The 17,364-nt window shown below is 64.4% G+C and carries 15 protein-coding genes; 10 read left to right on the top strand and 5 right to left on the bottom strand.

The window, feature by feature from the left end; translation table 11 throughout:
- The first annotated feature begins 132 nt into the window (after nucleotides 1–132).
- The 4 genes from GWC77_RS22995 to GWC77_RS22980 all read left to right on the top strand — a co-directional run bounded on the left by GWC77_RS22995 (nucleotide 133) and on the right by GWC77_RS22980 (nucleotide 3,954).
- Nucleotides 133–822: an ABC transporter permease gene (locus GWC77_RS22995; protein WP_173260643.1), complete on the top strand. Its 690-nt coding sequence runs from the start codon at nucleotides 133–135 to the stop codon at nucleotides 820–822.
- 3 nt (nucleotides 823–825) lie between these two features.
- A complete protein-coding gene (locus GWC77_RS22990) occupies nucleotides 826–1,539 on the top strand; it encodes an ABC transporter permease (protein ID WP_173260641.1) in 714 nt (237 codons plus the stop codon).
- A 15-nt stretch (nucleotides 1,540–1,554) separates the two neighbouring features.
- Entirely contained in the window at nucleotides 1,555–2,322 is a 768-nt protein-coding gene (locus GWC77_RS22985) for an ABC transporter ATP-binding protein (protein ID WP_173260622.1), read from the top strand.
- A 516-nt stretch (nucleotides 2,323–2,838) separates the two neighbouring features.
- The gene (locus GWC77_RS22980; RefSeq protein ID WP_173260620.1) at nucleotides 2,839–3,954 is read left to right on the top strand and encodes a porin; all 1,116 of its coding nucleotides are present in this window, start codon (nucleotides 2,839–2,841) and stop codon (nucleotides 3,952–3,954) included.
- Nucleotides 3,955–4,098: 144 nt separating this feature from the next.
- Here the strand turns inward: GWC77_RS22980 and GWC77_RS22975 are convergent, their stop codons facing one another.
- Complete coding sequence (locus GWC77_RS22975; RefSeq protein WP_173260618.1) at nucleotides 4,099–4,437, bottom strand: P-II family nitrogen regulator; 339 nt, start codon at nucleotides 4,435–4,437, stop codon at nucleotides 4,099–4,101.
- Nucleotides 4,438–4,592: 155 nt separating this feature from the next.
- On the opposite strand from GWC77_RS22975, the gene GWC77_RS22970 reads away from it, so the two are divergent.
- The gene (locus GWC77_RS22970; RefSeq protein WP_173260616.1) at nucleotides 4,593–5,762 is read left to right on the top strand and encodes a GNAT family N-acetyltransferase; all 1,170 of its coding nucleotides are present in this window, start codon (nucleotides 4,593–4,595) and stop codon (nucleotides 5,760–5,762) included.
- Between the two features lie 27 nt (nucleotides 5,763–5,789).
- Nucleotides 5,790–6,101 (top strand): GIY-YIG nuclease family protein, encoded by a 312-nt coding sequence (locus tag GWC77_RS22965; protein ID WP_173260614.1) that lies wholly within the window; start codon nucleotides 5,790–5,792, stop codon nucleotides 6,099–6,101.
- Here the strand turns inward: GWC77_RS22965 and ppa are convergent.
- Entirely contained in the window at nucleotides 6,089–6,616 is a 528-nt protein-coding gene (gene ppa / locus GWC77_RS22960) for an inorganic diphosphatase (RefSeq protein ID WP_173260612.1), read from the bottom strand. The genes GWC77_RS22965 and ppa overlap by 13 nt on opposite strands.
- Nucleotides 6,617–6,815: 199 nt before the next feature.
- On the opposite strand from ppa, the gene GWC77_RS22955 reads away from it, so the two are divergent.
- The 4 genes from GWC77_RS22955 (at nucleotide 6,816) to GWC77_RS30330 (ending at nucleotide 12,761) form a co-directional block, all read left to right on the top strand.
- The gene (locus GWC77_RS22955) at nucleotides 6,816–8,255 is read left to right on the top strand and encodes an aldehyde dehydrogenase family protein (RefSeq protein WP_173260610.1); all 1,440 of its coding nucleotides are present in this window, start codon (nucleotides 6,816–6,818) and stop codon (nucleotides 8,253–8,255) included.
- A gap of 167 nt (nucleotides 8,256–8,422) precedes the next feature.
- On the top strand, nucleotides 8,423–9,181 hold the full coding sequence (locus tag GWC77_RS22950) for an SDR family oxidoreductase (RefSeq protein ID WP_173260608.1): 759 nt from the start codon (nucleotides 8,423–8,425) through the stop codon (nucleotides 9,179–9,181).
- A gap of 158 nt (nucleotides 9,182–9,339) precedes the next feature.
- Complete coding sequence (locus tag GWC77_RS22945; protein ID WP_173260606.1) at nucleotides 9,340–10,665, top strand: MFS transporter; 1,326 nt, start codon at nucleotides 9,340–9,342, stop codon at nucleotides 10,663–10,665.
- 131 nt (nucleotides 10,666–10,796) lie between these two features.
- Nucleotides 10,797–12,761 carry a hypothetical protein gene (locus tag GWC77_RS30330; RefSeq protein WP_367949082.1) on the top strand — a complete coding sequence of 655 codons (1,965 nt, stop codon included), beginning with the start codon at nucleotides 10,797–10,799 and terminating at the stop codon, nucleotides 12,759–12,761.
- A 40-nt stretch (nucleotides 12,762–12,801) separates the two neighbouring features.
- On the opposite strand, the gene GWC77_RS22935 is transcribed toward GWC77_RS30330, so the two are convergent.
- From GWC77_RS22935 to hemC, 3 genes are read right to left on the bottom strand one after another with little or no spacing between them, the layout of a single operon-like run.
- Nucleotides 12,802–13,998: a heme biosynthesis protein HemY gene (locus GWC77_RS22935; protein WP_173260602.1), complete on the bottom strand. Its 1,197-nt coding sequence runs from the start codon at nucleotides 13,996–13,998 to the stop codon at nucleotides 12,802–12,804.
- A gap of 2 nt (nucleotides 13,999–14,000) precedes the next feature.
- Nucleotides 14,001–16,076 carry a fused uroporphyrinogen-III synthase HemD/membrane protein HemX gene (gene hemDX, locus GWC77_RS22930; protein WP_173260600.1) on the bottom strand — a complete coding sequence of 692 codons (2,076 nt, stop codon included), beginning with the start codon at nucleotides 16,074–16,076 and terminating at the stop codon, nucleotides 14,001–14,003.
- A gap of 17 nt (nucleotides 16,077–16,093) precedes the next feature.
- Nucleotides 16,094–17,080, bottom strand: coding sequence for a hydroxymethylbilane synthase (hemC, locus tag GWC77_RS22925; RefSeq protein ID WP_173260598.1), 987 nt, complete (start codon nucleotides 17,078–17,080; stop codon nucleotides 16,094–16,096).
- Between the last annotated feature and the right edge of the window lie 284 nt (nucleotides 17,081–17,364).

The following is a 17,364-nucleotide window of genomic DNA, read 5'->3' as shown; positions in this document are numbered from 1 at the left end:
AGACTTGCTCGCCGTCGAGCCGGCCACGCCGGACGAAAAATCGCGCACTGCGGCCGGGGCATGCCATTTTTGGCCACCTAGAATCTCGGGTCGCGCGTTGTTTCGCACACCGTCAAGGATTGCACCTCCAACATGTTTCTTGAAGGCTACGGCCCGCTGATCCTCGCCGGCACTTGGCAGACCGTCAAGCTGGCGGTGCTTTCGCTCGCGTTCGCATTCGCGCTCGGCCTCGTCGGCGCCGCGGCAAAGCTTTCCAAGAATCGTCCGTCTCGCGTGCTGGCGACCGGCTACACGACACTCGTGCGCGGTGTGCCCGACCTCGTGCTGATGCTGCTGCTCTTTTACAGCATTCAGATCTGGCTCAACGATCTGACCGATCTGATCGGCTGGGACCAGATCGACATCGATCCGTTCGTGGCAGGCGTCATCGTCCTGGGCTTCATCTACGGCGCCTACTTCACCGAGACCTTCCGCGGCGCCTTCCTTTCGGTGCCGCGTGGGCAGCTCGAAGCGGGCAGCGCGTTCGGCATGTCCGGCTGGCAAGTCTTTGCCCGCATCATGTTCCCTCAAATGATGCGCTTCGCATTGCCCGGCATCGGCAATAACTGGCAAGTCATGGTCAAGGCAACGGCGCTCGTGTCCATCATCGGGCTCGCCGATGTCGTCAAAGCCGCGCAGGACGCCGGCAAGGGCACGCTGCGTTTTTTCTTTTTCACGCTGATCGCAGGCGCGATCTATCTGGCGATCACGACCGTTTCGAATCTCGTGCTGCTGTGGCTCGAGAAGCGCTATTCGATCGGCGTGCGCCGTGCCGAGCTATAAGCCATGATCGAGCTGATTCACGAGTACTGGCGCAATTATCTTTTCACCGATGGGTTTCGCATCACCGGGCTGGCAATCACGATGTGGCTGCTCGTCGTATCGATCGGCATCGGCTTTTGCCTGTCGGTGCCGCTGGCGGTGGCGCGCGTATCGAAGAATCGCCTGATCTCGAGCCCAGTCTGGCTTTATACGTACATCTTCCGCGGCACGCCGCTGTACGTGCAACTGCTGCTTTGCTATACCGGCCTCTATAGCCTCGAAGTGGTACGGTCGCACGCGCTGCTCAATGAGTTCTTCCGCGACGGCATGAACTGCACGCTGCTCGCCTTCACGCTGAACACCTGCGCCTATACGACCGAAATCTTCGCGGGCTCGATCAAGGCCACGGCGTATGGCGAGATCGAAGCCGCGCGCGCCTACGGCATGTCGCGCTTCACGGTCTATCGGCGCATCATCCTGCCGTCCGCGCTGCGCCGTGCCCTGCCGCTTTACAGCAACGAAGTCATCCTGATGCTGCACGCGACGACCGTCGCCTTTACCGCGACAGTGCCCGACATTCTCAAGATCGCACGCGACGTCAATTCGGCCACCTACATGTCGTTTCACGCGTTCGGCATCGCCGCCCTGCTCTATCTGGCGATCTCGTTCGCGCTCGTCGGCCTCTTCCGTCGCGCGGAACAACATTGGCTCGCCTATTTGCGCCCGCTTGGCAAGTAACCCGGATCTCACCCGATGCAAAAGCTTTTCATCGACGAACTGCACAAGTACTACGGAGACCACGAGGTCCTCAAAGGCGTCTCGCTCAAGGCCAATGCGGGAGACGTCATCAGCGTCATCGGCTCGTCGGGCTCGGGCAAGAGCACCATGCTTCGCTGCATCAACTTTCTCGAGCAGCCGAGCGCCGGGCGCATCTTCGTCGACGGCGAGGAGATACTGACCCGGAAGGACCGGTCCGGCGCGCTGCGCGCGGCCGATCCCAAGCAACTCCAACGCATGCGCACGAAGCTCGCGATGGTGTTTCAGCACTTCAATTTGTGGGCGCACATGACGGTGCTCGAAAACGTCGTCGAAGCGCCGATTCACGTGCTCGGGCTGCCGCGGCGCGAAGCCGAGGAACGCGCGCGTACGTATCTCGAGAAGGTCGGGTTGGCGCCGCGGCTCGAAAAGCAGTATCCGTCGCACCTGTCGGGCGGGCAGCAGCAACGCGTGGCGATCGCGCGCGCACTCGCCGTGCATCCCGACGTCATGCTCTTCGACGAGCCGACTTCGGCGCTCGATCCGGAGCTCGTCGGCGAAGTGCTGAAAGTCATGCAGAAACTCGCCGAAGAAGGACGCACGATGATTGTCGTGACGCACGAGATGAGTTTCGCGCGCAACGTCTCGAACCATGTCGTCTTTTTGCATCAGGGGCACATCGAAGAAGAAGGCGCGCCCAACGATGTCTTCGGCCACACCAAAAGCGAACGGCTCCGGCAATTCCTGTCCGGCAGCCTCAAGTAGCCATTGCGCGCGCCGGTGCCGCCCACGGGGCGGCGGGCCTCCCTCCCGAGCTTCGAAGGCGCCTCGGCGCCTTTTTCATTGGCGCGACGCATTACCTCCGCCAATTTCCCACGTCAATAGCGAAATTCCTGGACTCAACCTGCGGCCGATCGCCCGCCCCTTATGGCACAAGGGTTAGCGCGGTGCGTCCCGCACCGGTGTTGCATAACGGGACACAACCCTATGGCAATTTGGCGACAGGTCCGTCCGCTAGCCGGATTTCTATACCCACCCCTGTCTATTTTTGCTAAATTAGTAACCAAAGTAGCAAAACGCAACACCACAAATGTAGTTTTACTTCAAAGAAGGAGACGCCGTTCCGCCATCGGAGCGGACCGGAACGGCCACCAGAGCGCGCCGGTCGCGCCCTTTTCCGCGAGCGATCTCCCTGAAGTCGGATTCCCGCCCGGACGTCTCACGCCGCCCGGGCGCTATTCGCAGTATGGCTTCACTTTTTGACAGGGTATGGAGGAGAAGATGAAGAAAGCATTGCTCGCCGCGGCACTCATGTCGGCAGGCGTCATCGCTCACGCTCAAAGCAGCGTGACGTTGTATGGCCGCCTCGATGCGGGTATCGAGTACATCAGCGGCTTGCCGAACGCCAGCTACACCGGATCGACCTCGCGTTGGCGCGCGGAAAGCGGCGACTGGGGCACGAGCCTGTGGGGCATGAAGGGTACGGAAGACATCGGCGGCGGCAATAAGGTCGTGTTCAAGTTGGAAGGCAGCTTCAACACGATGACCGGCGCGGGCCCCGGCGGCGGCGGTCTCTTCAATCGTTGGGCAACCGTAGGCCTGTCTAACGCCAACTACGGTACGTTCACGATGGGCCGGATGCTCTACATCGCCAACGGCGTGTGGGATTTCGATCCGTTCGGTCAATCGAACTGGTCGTCGGCATCGCTGGTGCGTGGCCGCAACTGGCCGCAATCGAGCAACAACGTCGCGTACCAATCGCCGAACTGGGGCGGCTTCGACGTCTACGGCCAGTACGCGCTGTCGAACGCGACGAGCTGGAACGGCAACGGCACGACGGCACAAGGCCGCGAAGCGGGCTTGCAAGTGACGTACACGAGCCCGATCTTCCAGGTGCGCGGTATCTATGACGAAATCCGCAATCCGGCGAACGGTGTCCTGAGCGGCGCCGACGGTGCATTCTCGTTCTCGCGCGAGTACACGGCTGGGGTGAACGTGTTCCTCGGACCGTTCAAGATTCAAGGTGTCTACCAGGCCCTCCGTACGTCTGGCTTCACGGGTGGCGTAACCGCCCCGAGCTCGATCGATCACGAGTGGGGTGGCGTGACGTGGCAAGCAACGCCGGCTGCGGCTTTGATCGGCGCCGTCTACCACGTGAACACGAACCACGGCTTCGGCAACGCAACGATCTATACCGTCGGCGGCACGTACAACCTGTCCAAGCGCACACTGCTCGATCTCCAGATCGCGACGGTGCGCAACAGCAAGTCGGCTAACTTCGGTCTGGATGCCAACGCGTTCGGCAACGGCGGCAACACCGCTGCTGGCTACAACGAGAACCCGCTGCATGGCCACAGCCAGACCGGCGTCTATGCTGGTATCCAGCACACGTTCTAATCGAACGGGGTAGTCAGAAAAGTTTTACTTCATCAGTTTTAACGCTGCTGCGAGAGGCGCGTATCGGTGCGGTGTCCGTCAGGGCATCGCACCGTTTTTTTTATGTTTGCGGGCATGAGCTCTTTCGCAGGCCCGGCCGCGACCTCAAACGGCCGCTTCGTTCTCTTCGCCCGTGCGGATACGGATCACGCGTTCGACATCGGTCACGAAGATCTTGCCGTCGCCGATCTTGCCGGTGCGCGCGGCACCGATGATGGCATCGATCACTTGATCGCACTGCCGGTCCGCGACCACGACTTCGATCTTCACTTTGGGCAGGAAATCGACGACATATTCGGCGCCGCGATAAAGTTCGGTGTGCCCTTTTTGCCGGCCGAAACCCTTGACCTCGGTCACCGTCAGGCCCGTCAGCCCCACTTCGGCGAGCGCCTCGCGCACTTCGTCGAGCTTGAACGGTTTGATGATTGCGGTAATGCGTTTCATGGCTGAGCCTCGTTTCGGTCTTCGATGGAATGGCACGATTTTACGCCGCGTCCGAGACAGGCTTCATTCGACGCGCAGCATCGCGACGTGGCGGATTGCATTACCATGACCGCTCGCATGCTGCGACGAACCGGCGACGAACACGGTCTACACAAGTGAAACACGAACGCATCGATTATCGCATGGGCATTCTGTCGTCCTTGGACGAGGTCGACGCACGCCAGTGGAATGCGCTGCTCGCACGGCAGCCGCAACCGACGCCGTTTTTACGTCACGAATTTCTGAGCGCACTCGCTGCAACGCATTGCACGACCGAGCGTACCGGGTGGGCGATGCGCTTCGTCACACTCGTCGATGCCACGAGCGGCGCGCTCGCGGCAGCGGCGCCGCTTTACGTCAAGAGCCACTCGTACGGCGAGTACGTTTTCGATTGGGCCTGGGCCGACGCGTATCAGCGCAATGGACTCGAGTACTACCCGAAGCTCGTCTGCGCAGTGCCGTTCACACCCGTACAAGGCACCCGGCTCATCGCTGTCGACGACGCAGCCCGGCGTCAGCTCGCCGCTTCGATCATCACGCTCGCCGAGCAATCGGACGTCTCGTCGCTGCACGTGCTTTTCCCGACGGCGGACGAAGCCGATACGCTAGCGGCGCTCGGCATGATGCTGCGCGAAGGCATCCAGTTCCACTGGGTGAACCCGGGCTACCGCGATTTCGACGATTTTCTCGCGACGCTCGAGCAGAAAAAACGCAAGAACATCCGCGCCGAGCGGCGCAAGGTCCATGACGCCGGTGTGACGCTGCGCCGCGTGCGAGGCGAACAGGCGACCGACGACGACTGGCGTTTTTTCACGCGCTGCTATCGGCAAACGTACCGGGAGCACTTTTCGTCGCCGTACCTGAACCTCGAGTTTTTCCGCACGATCGGCGCTTCGATGCCCGAAAACCTGCTGCTCGTCATCGCCGAGCGCGAAGGCCGGCCGATCGCGAGTTCGCTCGTCGTCTATCAGCGCGACGAGCGAACGGGCGGCACGCTCTACGGCCGTTACTGGGGCGCCGTCGAGCACGTCCCATGCCTGCACTTCGAAACGGCCTATTATCAGCCGCTCGAGTTTTGCATCGAAGAGAAGCTCGCCGTATTCGAAGGCGGTGCGCAAGGCGAACATAAAATGGCGCGCGGCTTCATGCCGAAGGTCACGCACTCAGCGCATTGGCTCGGCCATCCCGCGTTCGCCGACGCCGTCGGACGCTTTCTCGATAACGAGGCCAATCTGATCGAAGCGCATGTCGACGAATTGCGCGAGCACAATCCGTTCAAAAAATAGCGAACTCCGGTTCGACGACGACCCACGATGGCCTGGTTTCTTTATCTGATCGAATGCGCCGACGGCAGCGTCTATACCGGCATCGCGACGGACGTCGACGCGCGCTTCGCCAAGCACGCGAACGGCACCGGCGCGCGATATACGCGTGCGCGCAAACCGATATGCGTGCTGGCGAAATTCGAGCTCGACGATCGTTCGAGCGCGTTGCGCGCCGAATATCGGGTCAAGCGTCTGTCACCGACGCAAAAGCGCGCGCTGGCCGCGGGCGAACTCACGCTCGCGTCGGTGTTGGAGCGTGCCGCGCGCACGGCGCGCGGCACGACGGATCACTTCTTGTAGTTGGCCACGCCGTCCACGATTTCCTTGTGGGCCGCGTCGATGCCCGCCCAGCCCTCGACCTTGACCCACTTGCCCTTTTCGAGCGCCTTGTATTGCTCGAAGAAGTGCTTGATCTGATCCTTCAGGTACGCCGGAACGTCGTCGATCGATTTCATGTCCGCCGTCATCGGGCACAGTTTGTCGTGCGGCACCGCAACGAGCTTCGCATCGACGCCGGACTCGTCCGTCATCTGCAACATTCCGAGCGCGCGTGAACGTACGACGCATCCGGGAATCAGAGGGAACGGCGTGATGACGAGGACGTCGACGGGGTCACCGTCGCCCGAAAGCGTCTGAGGAATATAGCCGTAGTTCACGGGGTAGCGCATGCCCGTGCCAATGAAGCGGTCAACGACGAGCAGACCGAGTTCCTTGTCCGCTTCGTATTTCACCGGATCGCTCTGCGCCGGGATTTCGATGATGACGTTGAAGTCTTGCGGAAGATCCTTGCCCGGGGGGACGTGATTGAAGCTCATGACGTTCTCGTGAGGGAAGTGAAAGGAAAGCGTCGGGCGGCCGAATCAAACGTATTGCGGCGGCCCCGGCATAAGCGCTGCGCGCCATTATAGCCGAGCGGCAAACGCGCACTTTGGCGGCTGCACCTCGGCGATCGGCGCGATAATCGACGCTCGCTGCGTTTCGACTGACGGTTCGGACTTAACTTGGGAGCCTTGCATGGAGGAAGCGAAACACTTCGTCGGCGGTGAATGGATCACGCCGTCGAGCCGAGAAACCATCGATGTCGTCAACCCGTCGACGGGACAAGTCTTCACGCGCATTGCGCGCGGCAACGCCGCCGATATCGATGCGGCAGTGAACTCTGCGCGCACGGCGTTCGAGGGGCCCTGGGGCTTGTTGAGCGCCGCCGAAAAGGGGCGCCTGTTGTACCGCCTCTCGGCACTCGTCACGACCCACCGCGACGAGCTGGCCGAACTCGAGGCCCGCGACACGGGCAAGCCGCTCAGAGAGGCCTGCGCCGATGCCGCCGCGCTCGCGCGGTATTTCGAATTCTATGCCGGCGCCGCGGACAAGCTGCACGGCGAGACGCTGCCCTATCAAAACGGATACACCGTGCTTACCGTGCGCGAACCGCACGGCGTGACCGGGCACATCGTGCCGTGGAACTATCCGATGCAAATTTTCGGACGCAGCATCGCCGCGTCGCTCGCAGCCGGCAACGCCTGCGTCGTGAAGCCGGCGGAGGACGCCTGTCTGTCGGTCCTGCGCATGGCCTCGCTTGCCGCCGAAGCCGGCCTACCGGCGGGCGCGCTGAACGTGGTCACCGGTTATGGTGACGAGGCCGGCGCCGCGCTTGCGCGCCACCCGGGCATCGACCATATCTCGTTCACCGGCTCTCCCCGGACCGGCGCGCTGGTCGCGCAAATGGCGGCCGAGCACTATGCGCCGGTGACGCTCGAGCTCGGCGGTAAATCGCCGCAGATCGTATTTGCCGACGCCGACCTCGACGCGGCCATGCCGACGCTCATGTCCGCCATTCTCCAGAACGCGGGCCAGACCTGTTCCGCCGGTTCGCGCGTGCTGATCGAGCGCGCGATCTACGAGACGCTCGTGGACCGCCTCGCCTGCGCATTCGATGCGCTGCGCGCGGGCCCAGGGCAGACCGAAGCCGATTGCGGCCCGCTCATCAACGCGAGGCAACAGCAGCGCGTCGCGGAATTCGTCGCGCTGGCCAAGCGCGACGGCATCCGTGTCGCGGGACAAGGCTCGATCCTCTCGGAAGCCCATCCGAGCGGCTTTTATCAGCCGCCGACGCTGCTCGCCGACGTGCCCCGCACGCATCGGATCGCGCGCGAGGAAATCTTCGGGCCCGTGCTCGCCGCCCTGCCTTTCGACGACGAAGCCGATGCCGTTGCCCTTGCCAACAGCACGCCGTACGGCCTCGTCGCGGGCATATGGACGCGCGACGGCGCGCGGCAGTTCAGGCTCGCGCGCAGTATTCGCGCGGGTCAGGTCTTCATCAACAACTATGGCGCGGGCGGCGGGGTCGAATTGCCGTTCGGCGGCACGGGGCATTCGGGATTCGGGCGGGAAAAAGGCTTCGAAGCGCTGCACGGCTTCACGACGCTCAAGACGATCGCGATTCGTCACGGCTGAATCCAAGGCTGCTTTTCATCGTTTGTCCGGCGGCGCGGCACGGCACGCAACGGCGTTCGTGCCGTGCCGGGCCTTCGCTCGTCGCGCCTGGCGCTCCTCGTATTTGCCTCTTGCCTGCCGTGCGCCGTCGGAGCACTATCGCTCAAAACACAAAATCAGGAGACACGATGCGACTGACCGGCAAAACGGCTATCGTCACGGGCGGCGGCTCGGGCTTCGGCGAAGGAATCGCCAGGACATTCGCGCGCGAAGGCGCGAATGTCGTCGTCAACGATCTGAACGGTGCGGCCGCGGAGCGTGTCGCCAGCGAAATCGCGCTCGCGGGCGGCCGCGCGATCGCGGTGGCGGGCGACGTGGCCCGGCTCGCCGATTGGCAAACGCTACGCGAGGCGGCGCTCGAAGACTTCAAGAGCGTGCAGATCGTCGTCAACAACGCGGGCACCACCCACCGCAACAAGCCTGTCCTCGACGTGACGGAAGCAGAGTTCGACCGCGTGCATGCGGTCAACGTAAAGAGCATCTTCTGGAGCGTGCAAGCGTTCGTGCCGTACTTCCGTCAACAAGGCGGCGGCGTTTTCGTCAACATCGCCTCGACCGCCGGTGTGCGTCCGCGCCCCGGCCTCGTCTGGTACAACGGGAGCAAGGGCGCCGTCATCGTCGCCAGCAAGTCGCTGGCTGCCGAGCTCGGCAGCGACCGCATCCGCGTGAACTGCGTGAATCCCGTGATCGGCGAGACCGCGTTGCTCTCCGAGTTCATGGGCATGGAAGACACGCCCGCCAACCGCCAACGTTTTTTGGCCGGCATTCCGCTGGGCCGGTTTTCGACGCCGCAGGATGTCGCGAACGCCGCGCTCTTTCTCGCATCCGACGAAGCCGAATTCATTACCGGCGTGTGCCTCGAAGTCGATGGCGGACGCTGCGTTTGATGTGCCCCGGGGTGGTTTCATCCGCTCCGGCCGCTGGATTGCATTCTCACGTTTCGCTCACGTATCGCCGCTGATTCCATACAACAAGTGCCCCGCACGGGACGGGCGTATGCACGCCCGCCTGCTGCCAACGCCCACTCCATTGGAGGAGACACATCATGAATCAACCTCGCGCGGGCGTGGACCCGCTCTCGACACCCGCTGACGCGCTATCGTCGAGCTTCGAAGAAGCGACTTACCGCAAAGTCTCGCTGCGCATTTTGCCGCTGCTGCTGATCTGCTACCTCGTCGCGTATCTCGATCGGGTCAACGTCGGCTTCGCCAAGCTGCAGATGGCGACCGATCTGCATCTGAGCGACGCTGTCTACGGCCTCGGCGCAGGGATCTTCTTTCTCGGCTACTTCATTTTCGAAGTTCCGAGCAACCTGATCCTGCACCGCGTCGGCGCGCGGGTATGGATCGCGCGAATCATGATTACCTGGGGGCTCGTGTCCGCGTTGACGATGTTCGTCACCACGCCCGTCATGTTCTATGTCATGCGCTTCTTGCTGGGGCTCGCCGAAGCAGGATTCTTCCCCGGCATCATCCTTTACCTCACCTACTGGTACCCCGCCAACCGGCGCGGGCGCATGACCACATGGTTCATGACGGCCGTGGCACTCTCGGGTGTGGTCGGCGGTCCGATCTCAGGCTACATCCTCAAGGCTTTTCACGGCGCGAACGGCTGGCATGGATGGCAATGGCTGTTTCTGCTCGAAGGCATACCTTCGATCATTGCGGGCCTCGTCGTACTGGCCGCGCTCGACGATCGCATCGTTCACGCGCGCTGGCTTACCGACGATGAGAAACGATTGCTCGCTCGCAACATCGAAGCGGAGGACACCGGCAAGGAAGATCTGAAACTCGGCGCCGTGCTGACGAGCCCGCGCGTGTGGCTCATGAGCTTCATTTATTTCTCTTTCGTGGTCGGACTCTATGGCGTGAGCTTCTGGCTGCCGACGATCATCAAGGCAACCGGTGTCACCGATGCGTTCATCATCGGGTTGCTCTCGGCGATTCCGTTCGCCGCCGCCGTCGTCGCGATGCTGCTCGTCGCGCGGAGCGCGGACAAGCGGCGCGAGCGACGTTGGCATGTCGCATTGCCCGCGATCGCCGGCGCGGTCGGACTCGTCCTCTCGGTGACGTGGGCCCATCAGACGGCCCTGGCGATGGCGGCGCTCACGCTGGCAACGGCCGGCATCATCACGTCGCTGCCGCTTTTCTGGAGCTTGCCGACGGCGTTTCTCGCCGGCGCGGGTGCCGCAGCCGGGATCGCGATGGTCAATTCGATCGGCAATCTGGCCGGTTTTCTCGGTCCTTATGCGATGGGCTGGCTCAAACAGGACACGGGCGTCAACGACATGGGCATGTATCTACTCGCCGCCTTCATGGTGCTCGGCGCACTGCTCGCGCTGAGCGTGCCGGCTCGGCTCGTGAACAAGTAGGCATCGACGATGCTCGCCGCCAGCGCGGTTCGCCGGCGGCCGTTGCCTTTCGCCGGTATTGCGCAGACATTCGGGCATCGCGACATAGGCTGGAACCGTATCCAGAACGGTCGGCCGAAGGAAAACGCACCATGCCCGGAATCAGTAGAACGAGCCCCACCCACTCCCCGTCGGCGGAGCGACTCGGCAATGAAACGCCGACGCGAAGCCCCAACGGGTCCAACGATAGCGGCCGAGCGTCCGGCGAGCGCCGACGTCATGGCGTATTAGGCTTTCTCACGCGCCCCTTCCGGACAACGAACGCGGCGCCGCAAGCGCAAGGCAGCGTCGGCGCGCAAGCGTCACCGGGTCGTGAAGCTCGCTCCACGCCGGCTACGCCGCCGCGAGGCGCCGCCGCGGCACTTCGGAGGTTGGAGGCGCTGCCGCGCGGCCACGGGGAACAGGTGATGGCGCAGCAAACGCCGTCCCGCTCGGGCGCAGGAGCGCCGAGCGGCTCGCGTCCGAACTCCGCGGCCCCAAGCGCCGCCACGCCGCCGCGGTTGGAACAACGCACGGGCGCGCCAAACGCGGATGGCATCGTCGAACAACTTCGGGGTGCCGGTGTCGACCTCCGTCGCGCGCATGAAACCGTATCCGGTTTGATGAACGGAGAGCCGCTGCGCGTCGACGGTCGAACGATGCGCGTCTTAGGGCAACATTTTCCCAGTATGGTGATGGTTGGCCTCGATGACGGCGATCCGCTCGCCGTGGCGCTCCGCGACGCGCTTGGCAGAGCGACGACCTCGTCACCGCGGGCGGCCTTTTCGCCCCCCCGTGCGCCGACAGCACCGCGACAGGGGGCGATGGGTGGCGGATTGCGAAGAACGCCCGCATCGCCTCGTGCAGGCGGGGCGAACACGCCGACACGACAGGCCCGATCCCACCGAGCGGATCTGCGACCGGCCAGTGCGGCACTGGAGCGACTGGCCCGATCGGGTATCGACATGCAGCAAGTGCGCGACGCGATAGACAACACTCTGCTTTGGGGGCAGGACTTGCCCGCCCATGTCAGGAATGCACTGGAACGCGTCGGGATCGATACCCGAATCGGTGAGGGCCTCTCGCTCGTCGATCATCCCTTGATGCAAGTAAGCCGGGCAATCCGCCATATGGAGCACACCCGGGGCAGCGCAAGTGCGCAGCGACAAGCAGCCGGGGGAACGCGGCCAGGCGCCGCTGCGCCATCCCAGGGCTCGCCGCGCGGGCCGGCACTGGATGCAAGCGACATCGTTCGACAGTTGCGAACCGTAGGGGTCGACCTTACCGATGCGCATCGCGTCGTCTCCGCGTTGATCAACCGGGACGGAGTGCGTGTGAATCGGCAGATGATGGCTGTCTTGCGACCGCATTTCCCCAATATGCTCGAAGTCGGATTGGGCGGAAACACGCCGCTCGCTCTTGCGCTCCGTGACGCGCTGGGTCAGCACACGGCTTCGTCGTCAGGTACGACCGATCAACCGGCCGCGCTGGCTTCGCGTCCCGTCGATGCCGATCGCACACGGCGCGCCGGACCTGACAGCGCACTGGAGATGCCGGCTCGCAGCGACGCCGAGGACAATGGTCAATACGCCTGGCGAATCCACATCCGGAACCCGGGGGCATCGGCCGAAGACATCGCATCGGCAGTTGTCCGTGCCGCAGGCGGATCTCGGCGAGCCACGGTCGCCGCGCTCAAGGCGAACATCGAGACCTATGAAAAGATCATGGCGACATTCGATCGGTTGCGGCCCATTCCCAAGGCCGATGCCGAGCGCCTGGATTTCAAGGATGCGGCCATCTACAACCACGAAGGCGACGGGGAGTTCAGCAAGGACAACGCATCGGTTTGTCTTTTCGGCGAGGAGCTGTCCTTGAACAACCCGGCTCAGAAAGTGATCGGATTGGCCACAGTCGCATCGGAACCGCCACGCGGCTTCGACGCAAGCGTCAACAAGAAAGTCGAGTTCATGGACATGAAGGAGTTGGCCAAGTATCTCGTCAGCAATCCCAAACATCCGATGACCAACGCGAAGCTCGATGCCGACAACATTGCAGACTTCGCCTTCAGAGTGTCTTGAATCGCCCACGAGCACGCTTTCGAGGCGTGCCCAACGGCCGTCAGACGACCTTCATCGCCAGCGCACTCGCACGGTAGTGTTCGCCGGCCCGGCCCGTATCGCCGAGCTGTTCGAATAGCCGTGCAAGCGCACGGTGTGTGCGGATCACGAGGGCGTCGTTGTCGTCGGCGAGCCTGAGCGCCGATTCCAGGAACGACTGCGCCTTGCCCCACAATTGCTGGTGCAGGCACAGGCGCCCCAGCGCGAACAGCAGATCCGGGTCCTCGGGGCGCGCTTTGCGCCAAGCCTCGGCCTTTTGGATCAGCGGCAGCGCTTCGCCGGGCAACGCCGTCTCCGGATAGCGGCGCAGCAGCCGGGCATCCCAGTTGTGCTGCAACGCCTCTTCGACGACCTTGCGAGCTTCGTCGTGCCGGTGCAGTGCGATCAACAGTTCGGCCGCGAGATCGGCGAGCCGCGGCGACTGCCGTTCGACGGGTGCCAGCGAGCGCCAAAGCGTCAACAGCGCTTCGGCATCGTGCCGCCGATCGCGCAGCAGGTTTTCGGCGGCCTGCTGACGCAACCTGACCGCGACAGCCGGATGGATGGCCTCGCGCTTTTCGAGCGTCTTCACGAGCTTGAGGACCTCGCCCCAATTCTTGAGTTGCTGCTGCGCGCGCAGTGCGATCTGCTGCGCATGAATACGCCGAGCGCCTTGCGATTGCATTTCCGTCAGCGCCGCCAGCGCGCCTTCGGGATCGCGGCCATCGGCGCGCATGTCCGCGCTGACCATGAGCCGCGCGTCCTGCCAATCCGGCGCCTCGATGGCCGCAAGCCACTCGTCGCGCCGCGTGTACTCGCGCATGCGATGGGCGGCCACCGCCGCGACGAGTCCGGCCGCACCCTTGTTCGACTCGCTGGCAAGCGCCTCACGCGCTGCCTTCTCGGCTCGCGAGAAGCGCCCCGCGTACAGATTGCCGATGGCCTCGCGCAGCGCCGAATGCGCCTTGGCCTCTCTCGCGCGCGCCCGGTAGGCGGCCACGCGACGCGGCATTTGCCAGATGTTGCGCACCATGCGCGTGAGCGCGTAGAGCAGCGCGAACAGCACCACGATGCCGACCACGAAGAGATTCAGCGAAATGTCGACGCGATACGGCGGATAAACGAGCAGCACCTGCCCCGCATCGAAGTGCCCCACGGTCGCAAGCGCGGCCGCGAGCGCGAAAAGCAGTGCGAGCCACAAGAGTCCCCTGAGTGCCATGGTTACCCCCGGCTCTTGGTGTTGTGCACGGCTTGCAAGCTCGTGTTGATGTTCGGCGTCTCGACCGATGCCGCACCGGCATCGACCTCCTTGACGAGCGCGCGCACGGACTTCACGCGTCTTGCGCCGCCATCGAAGTAGCGGGCGAGCGCGGAATCGGCGGCCTGCAGGTCGGACTTCAGCGTCGTCTGGTTGCGCGAGAGCAGCGCGAGCCGTGCCGACAACAGCCGCAGCTTCACGTTTTCGCGAATGAATTCGCCCTGTTCAGGTGTATTGAGCATCGCGTCGGCATTGTCGATACGGCGGACCTGCACGAGCCCCTTGAGTTCAACGCCGACGGCCGAAGACACCTCGCGCCACCAGACCTTCCAGCGAGGCTCGCCGGCCGCGGCCGCGCTTGCGCCAACCGCGGCCGGTACGCTGCTGGCCGGTGCGGGGCGGGGCACGGGTGCCTCGCCCAGCAGCGGCAACGAATCGACCTGCGAAATCGCGTCATCGAGCTTGATCGCCAGGCCCGTCAAATCGACCGAAGGAGTCGCCTTCAACTTATCGATGTCCTGCGCGATCGCGCGGCGCATCAGCATCGCCTGCGGACTCGCGAGCGCTGCCAGCCGCGTGTCCGCGCTTTGCAGCGCAAAGAGGGCGAGCTGCGTGTTGCCGGTCAATTGCAGTTGTTCGCTCGCGCTCGAGAGCATCTGCTCGACTTCGGCGAAGGTCCAGTCGTCGCGGTTGCGCGCCAGATCCTCATACTGCTTTTGCAGCGCCTGCTGAGCGGTCTGCGCATCGGCGAGCTTGCCTTGCAGTTGTGCGAACTGCGCATCGACCTGGTGAACCGTGGCGAGCGCCTGATCGATCTTCACGCGCAGCTCGGCCGTTTGAGCGTCGATCGCCTGCTGCCGTGCCGCGACGCGCGCGTCGAGCCGGTCTACCTTGCGGTTGAGCGCGTAGGCGCCGATGCCGGCCGCGCAGGCCACCGCCAACACGACGATCCAGAGCAACACCCCGCCGCCCCGGCGACGCTTCGGCTCGTCATAGACGAACGCGCCGGCCGGCGGCTGGTTAAAGGCCGCATGCTCGGCGGGGTTCGGGGAATCCTGGTTCGAGTCTGTCATGCGCAATGGAGCCGAAAAAGAGGCCGAAGCCGGTTGATCGAAGGATGCGCGAGACGATGCCGAAATGGCGCGCAAGGCCGCAGCGATACGTTCATCGCCGGGGCCGGATTGCGTAATCCTATCAAAACCCAATGCCCGCGCCGTCTCGGCGATGCGCGGATGGGGCGCGACGAGCGGAGCATGCCTGAGCGCGGTGAACTCGGCAGCCGATAATTGCGCGCGGGCCATCGTCTCGAGGTTGCGCAAGCCTTCGGAACTCGTCACGAGCCAGGCATGCGGCACGCCGGCCAACAATGCGCGCGCGCGCGCCCATGCATCGGGGCTCGCTTGCGGTATGCGGCGTCGGTAGGCGGCCACGGCCTGAACGTTCGCGCCCGCCTCGCGCAAACGCTCGGCCAGCCATTCGCGGCCACCATCGCCGCGCACGATCAGCACATCCTTGCCGGCCAGGCCGCCTTGGCCGAACCTCGCCTCGAGCGCGGCCCAGAGCGATTCGGAATCGAACCGCCGGCTCGCGGCGTCATCGCCGTTGCCGTTGCCGCTGCCGGCCCCATTGACGCGCCCCTCGCCTGCATCGGCGCCCGCGGGACAGATCACTTCGATCGCGGGTGGCGCGAGACCATGCCGCGCCAGCGCGGCGACGCTACCCGGCCCAATGGCCGCGGCGGGCACGGCCTTCGGCCACGGCCGGCCCAACTCGGCAAGCCCGTGGTCGATCGCATTCGGCGAAACGAAGACGACCAGCGCATAGCGCTCGAGCGTGGCCAGCGCATCGCGCACCGGCAACGGGTCCTCGACGGGCGCAATTTCGATGAGCGGAAAGTCGAACACGTCCATGCCGTCTCGCGCCAGCCGCGCAGCAAGCCCGGCCGACTGGCCGGCCGGGCGCGTGAGAACGGCAGTAAACGAGCGAGGTTCTCGGGTGCGATCGCCGCCGCCCTGCGGATCGGAAACGGGGCCGGCCATCGGAGCGGCGCGCGGGCTCAAACGGCAGACTCGCCGCCGCTTTGCGCCGCCAGCGCCGCGATGATTTCGCGCGCGCCTTGCAATGCGAGCGCGTCAGCGAGTTGGCGTCCGAGCGCCAGTGCCTCGGCATCGCTCGCTACCGGCGCGACGACCTCGGCCGAGGCTGTGCGCGAGCCATCCGGCATCGACACGCGGCCCGCGAGATGCAGATTACCGGCGCCGCCCCAGTGGCCATGCGCCGCAAGCGGCACGTCGCAACTGCCGCCCAGGTTGCGCGATACGGCGCGCTCAGCCTGCACGGCGAGCGCCGTCGGCCGGTGATCGAGCGGCGCGAGCCAGGCGGCAAGGTCGGCGCGATCGGCACGCACCTCGATGGCCAGCGCGCCCTGCCCGGCCAACGGCAGGCTCTCGTCCGTATCGATCAGCGCGCGGATACGCGCGCCGAGCCCCAGGCGCTTCAAGCCGGCCGCGGCCAGAATGATGGCTGCATACTGGCCGCGGTCGAGCTTTGCGAGTCGTGTGTCGAGATTGCCGCGCAACGGCTCGACCGCCAGATGGGGATAGCGCAGACGCAGCATGGCTTCGCGCCGCAGACTCGCGGTGCCGACCACACTGCCGGGCGGCAGCGCGGCCAGATTAGCGTAGTCGTTCGAAACGAATGCATCGCGCGCATCCTCGCGCTCCATGACGGCAGCCAGCGCAAAGCCCTCGGGCAGATCCATCGGCACGTCCTTGAGCGAATGGACCGCCAGATCCGCCCGGCCGTCGGCCAGCGCGGTCTCCAGCTCCTTCACGAAAAGCCCTTTGCCGCCGACCTTCGAGAGCGTGCGATCGAGAATCCGATCGCCTTGGGTCGTCATTCCGAGAATTCGTAGCTCGCAAGATGGATATAATTTGTGCAGCGCATCGCGCACATGCTCGGCCTGCCACATCGCGAGACGGCTCTCGCGCGAGGCAATGACGAGGGTGGCGGGCGATGCGGGGAAATGCGTCTCGGAATTCATTGATCGGTATTTCGAATGACGGGATCGAACATCGAAGAATGGTAGCACGCACGCCTTGCCCCATTTTTCGCGCCGGCCGGGAAGCGGCCGCGCTCCACGGCGCGGCGCCCGGCATCGTAACGTGCGTTGCGCCACAAGCGCACGCCGCGAGGGCTCGGGCTGCCGCGCGTCAAACAAGATGAGAGCAGCGCGTCAATCAGGATGAGAGTACTGGCGTGGCGGCAGCGGTGAAGGGCGTAGCCCGGAACCGCTGCCGCCACGCCGCGCCGAGCAGTCCCCCGTCA

This window comes from Paraburkholderia sp. NMBU_R16 (assembly GCF_013282575.1).
Taxonomy (GTDB): domain Bacteria; phylum Pseudomonadota; class Gammaproteobacteria; order Burkholderiales; family Burkholderiaceae; genus Trinickia.
Note: the sequence above shows the minus strand (reverse complement) of the source record. Positions and strands in the feature narration are given on the sequence as shown.

Coding starts and splice junctions, on each gene's coding strand:
- ppa (WP_173260612.1), bottom strand. CDS start 6,616: ATGAGCTTCAATCACGTCCCCCCGGGCAAGGATCTTCCGCAAGACTTC.
- GWC77_RS22965 (WP_173260614.1), top strand. CDS start 5,790: ATGGCCTGGTTTCTTTATCTGATCGAATGCGCCGACGGCAGCGTCTAT.
- GWC77_RS22955 (WP_173260610.1), top strand. CDS start 6,816: ATGGAGGAAGCGAAACACTTCGTCGGCGGTGAATGGATCACGCCGTCG.
- GWC77_RS22975 (WP_173260618.1), bottom strand. CDS start 4,437: ATGAAACGCATTACCGCAATCATCAAACCGTTCAAGCTCGACGAAGTG.
- hemC (WP_173260598.1), bottom strand. CDS start 17,080: ATGAATTCCGAGACGCATTTCCCCGCATCGCCCGCCACCCTCGTCATT.
- hemDX (WP_173260600.1), bottom strand. CDS start 16,076: ATGGCCGGCCCCGTTTCCGATCCGCAGGGCGGCGGCGATCGCACCCGA.
- GWC77_RS22985 (WP_173260622.1), top strand. CDS start 1,555: ATGCAAAAGCTTTTCATCGACGAACTGCACAAGTACTACGGAGACCAC.
- GWC77_RS22990 (WP_173260641.1), top strand. CDS start 826: ATGATCGAGCTGATTCACGAGTACTGGCGCAATTATCTTTTCACCGAT.
- GWC77_RS30330 (WP_367949082.1), top strand. CDS start 10,797: ATGCCCGGAATCAGTAGAACGAGCCCCACCCACTCCCCGTCGGCGGAG.
- GWC77_RS22935 (WP_173260602.1), bottom strand. CDS start 13,998: ATGGCACTCAGGGGACTCTTGTGGCTCGCACTGCTTTTCGCGCTCGCG.
- GWC77_RS22950 (WP_173260608.1), top strand. CDS start 8,423: ATGCGACTGACCGGCAAAACGGCTATCGTCACGGGCGGCGGCTCGGGC.
- GWC77_RS22945 (WP_173260606.1), top strand. CDS start 9,340: ATGAATCAACCTCGCGCGGGCGTGGACCCGCTCTCGACACCCGCTGAC.
- GWC77_RS22995 (WP_173260643.1), top strand. CDS start 133: ATGTTTCTTGAAGGCTACGGCCCGCTGATCCTCGCCGGCACTTGGCAG.
- GWC77_RS22980 (WP_173260620.1), top strand. CDS start 2,839: ATGAAGAAAGCATTGCTCGCCGCGGCACTCATGTCGGCAGGCGTCATC.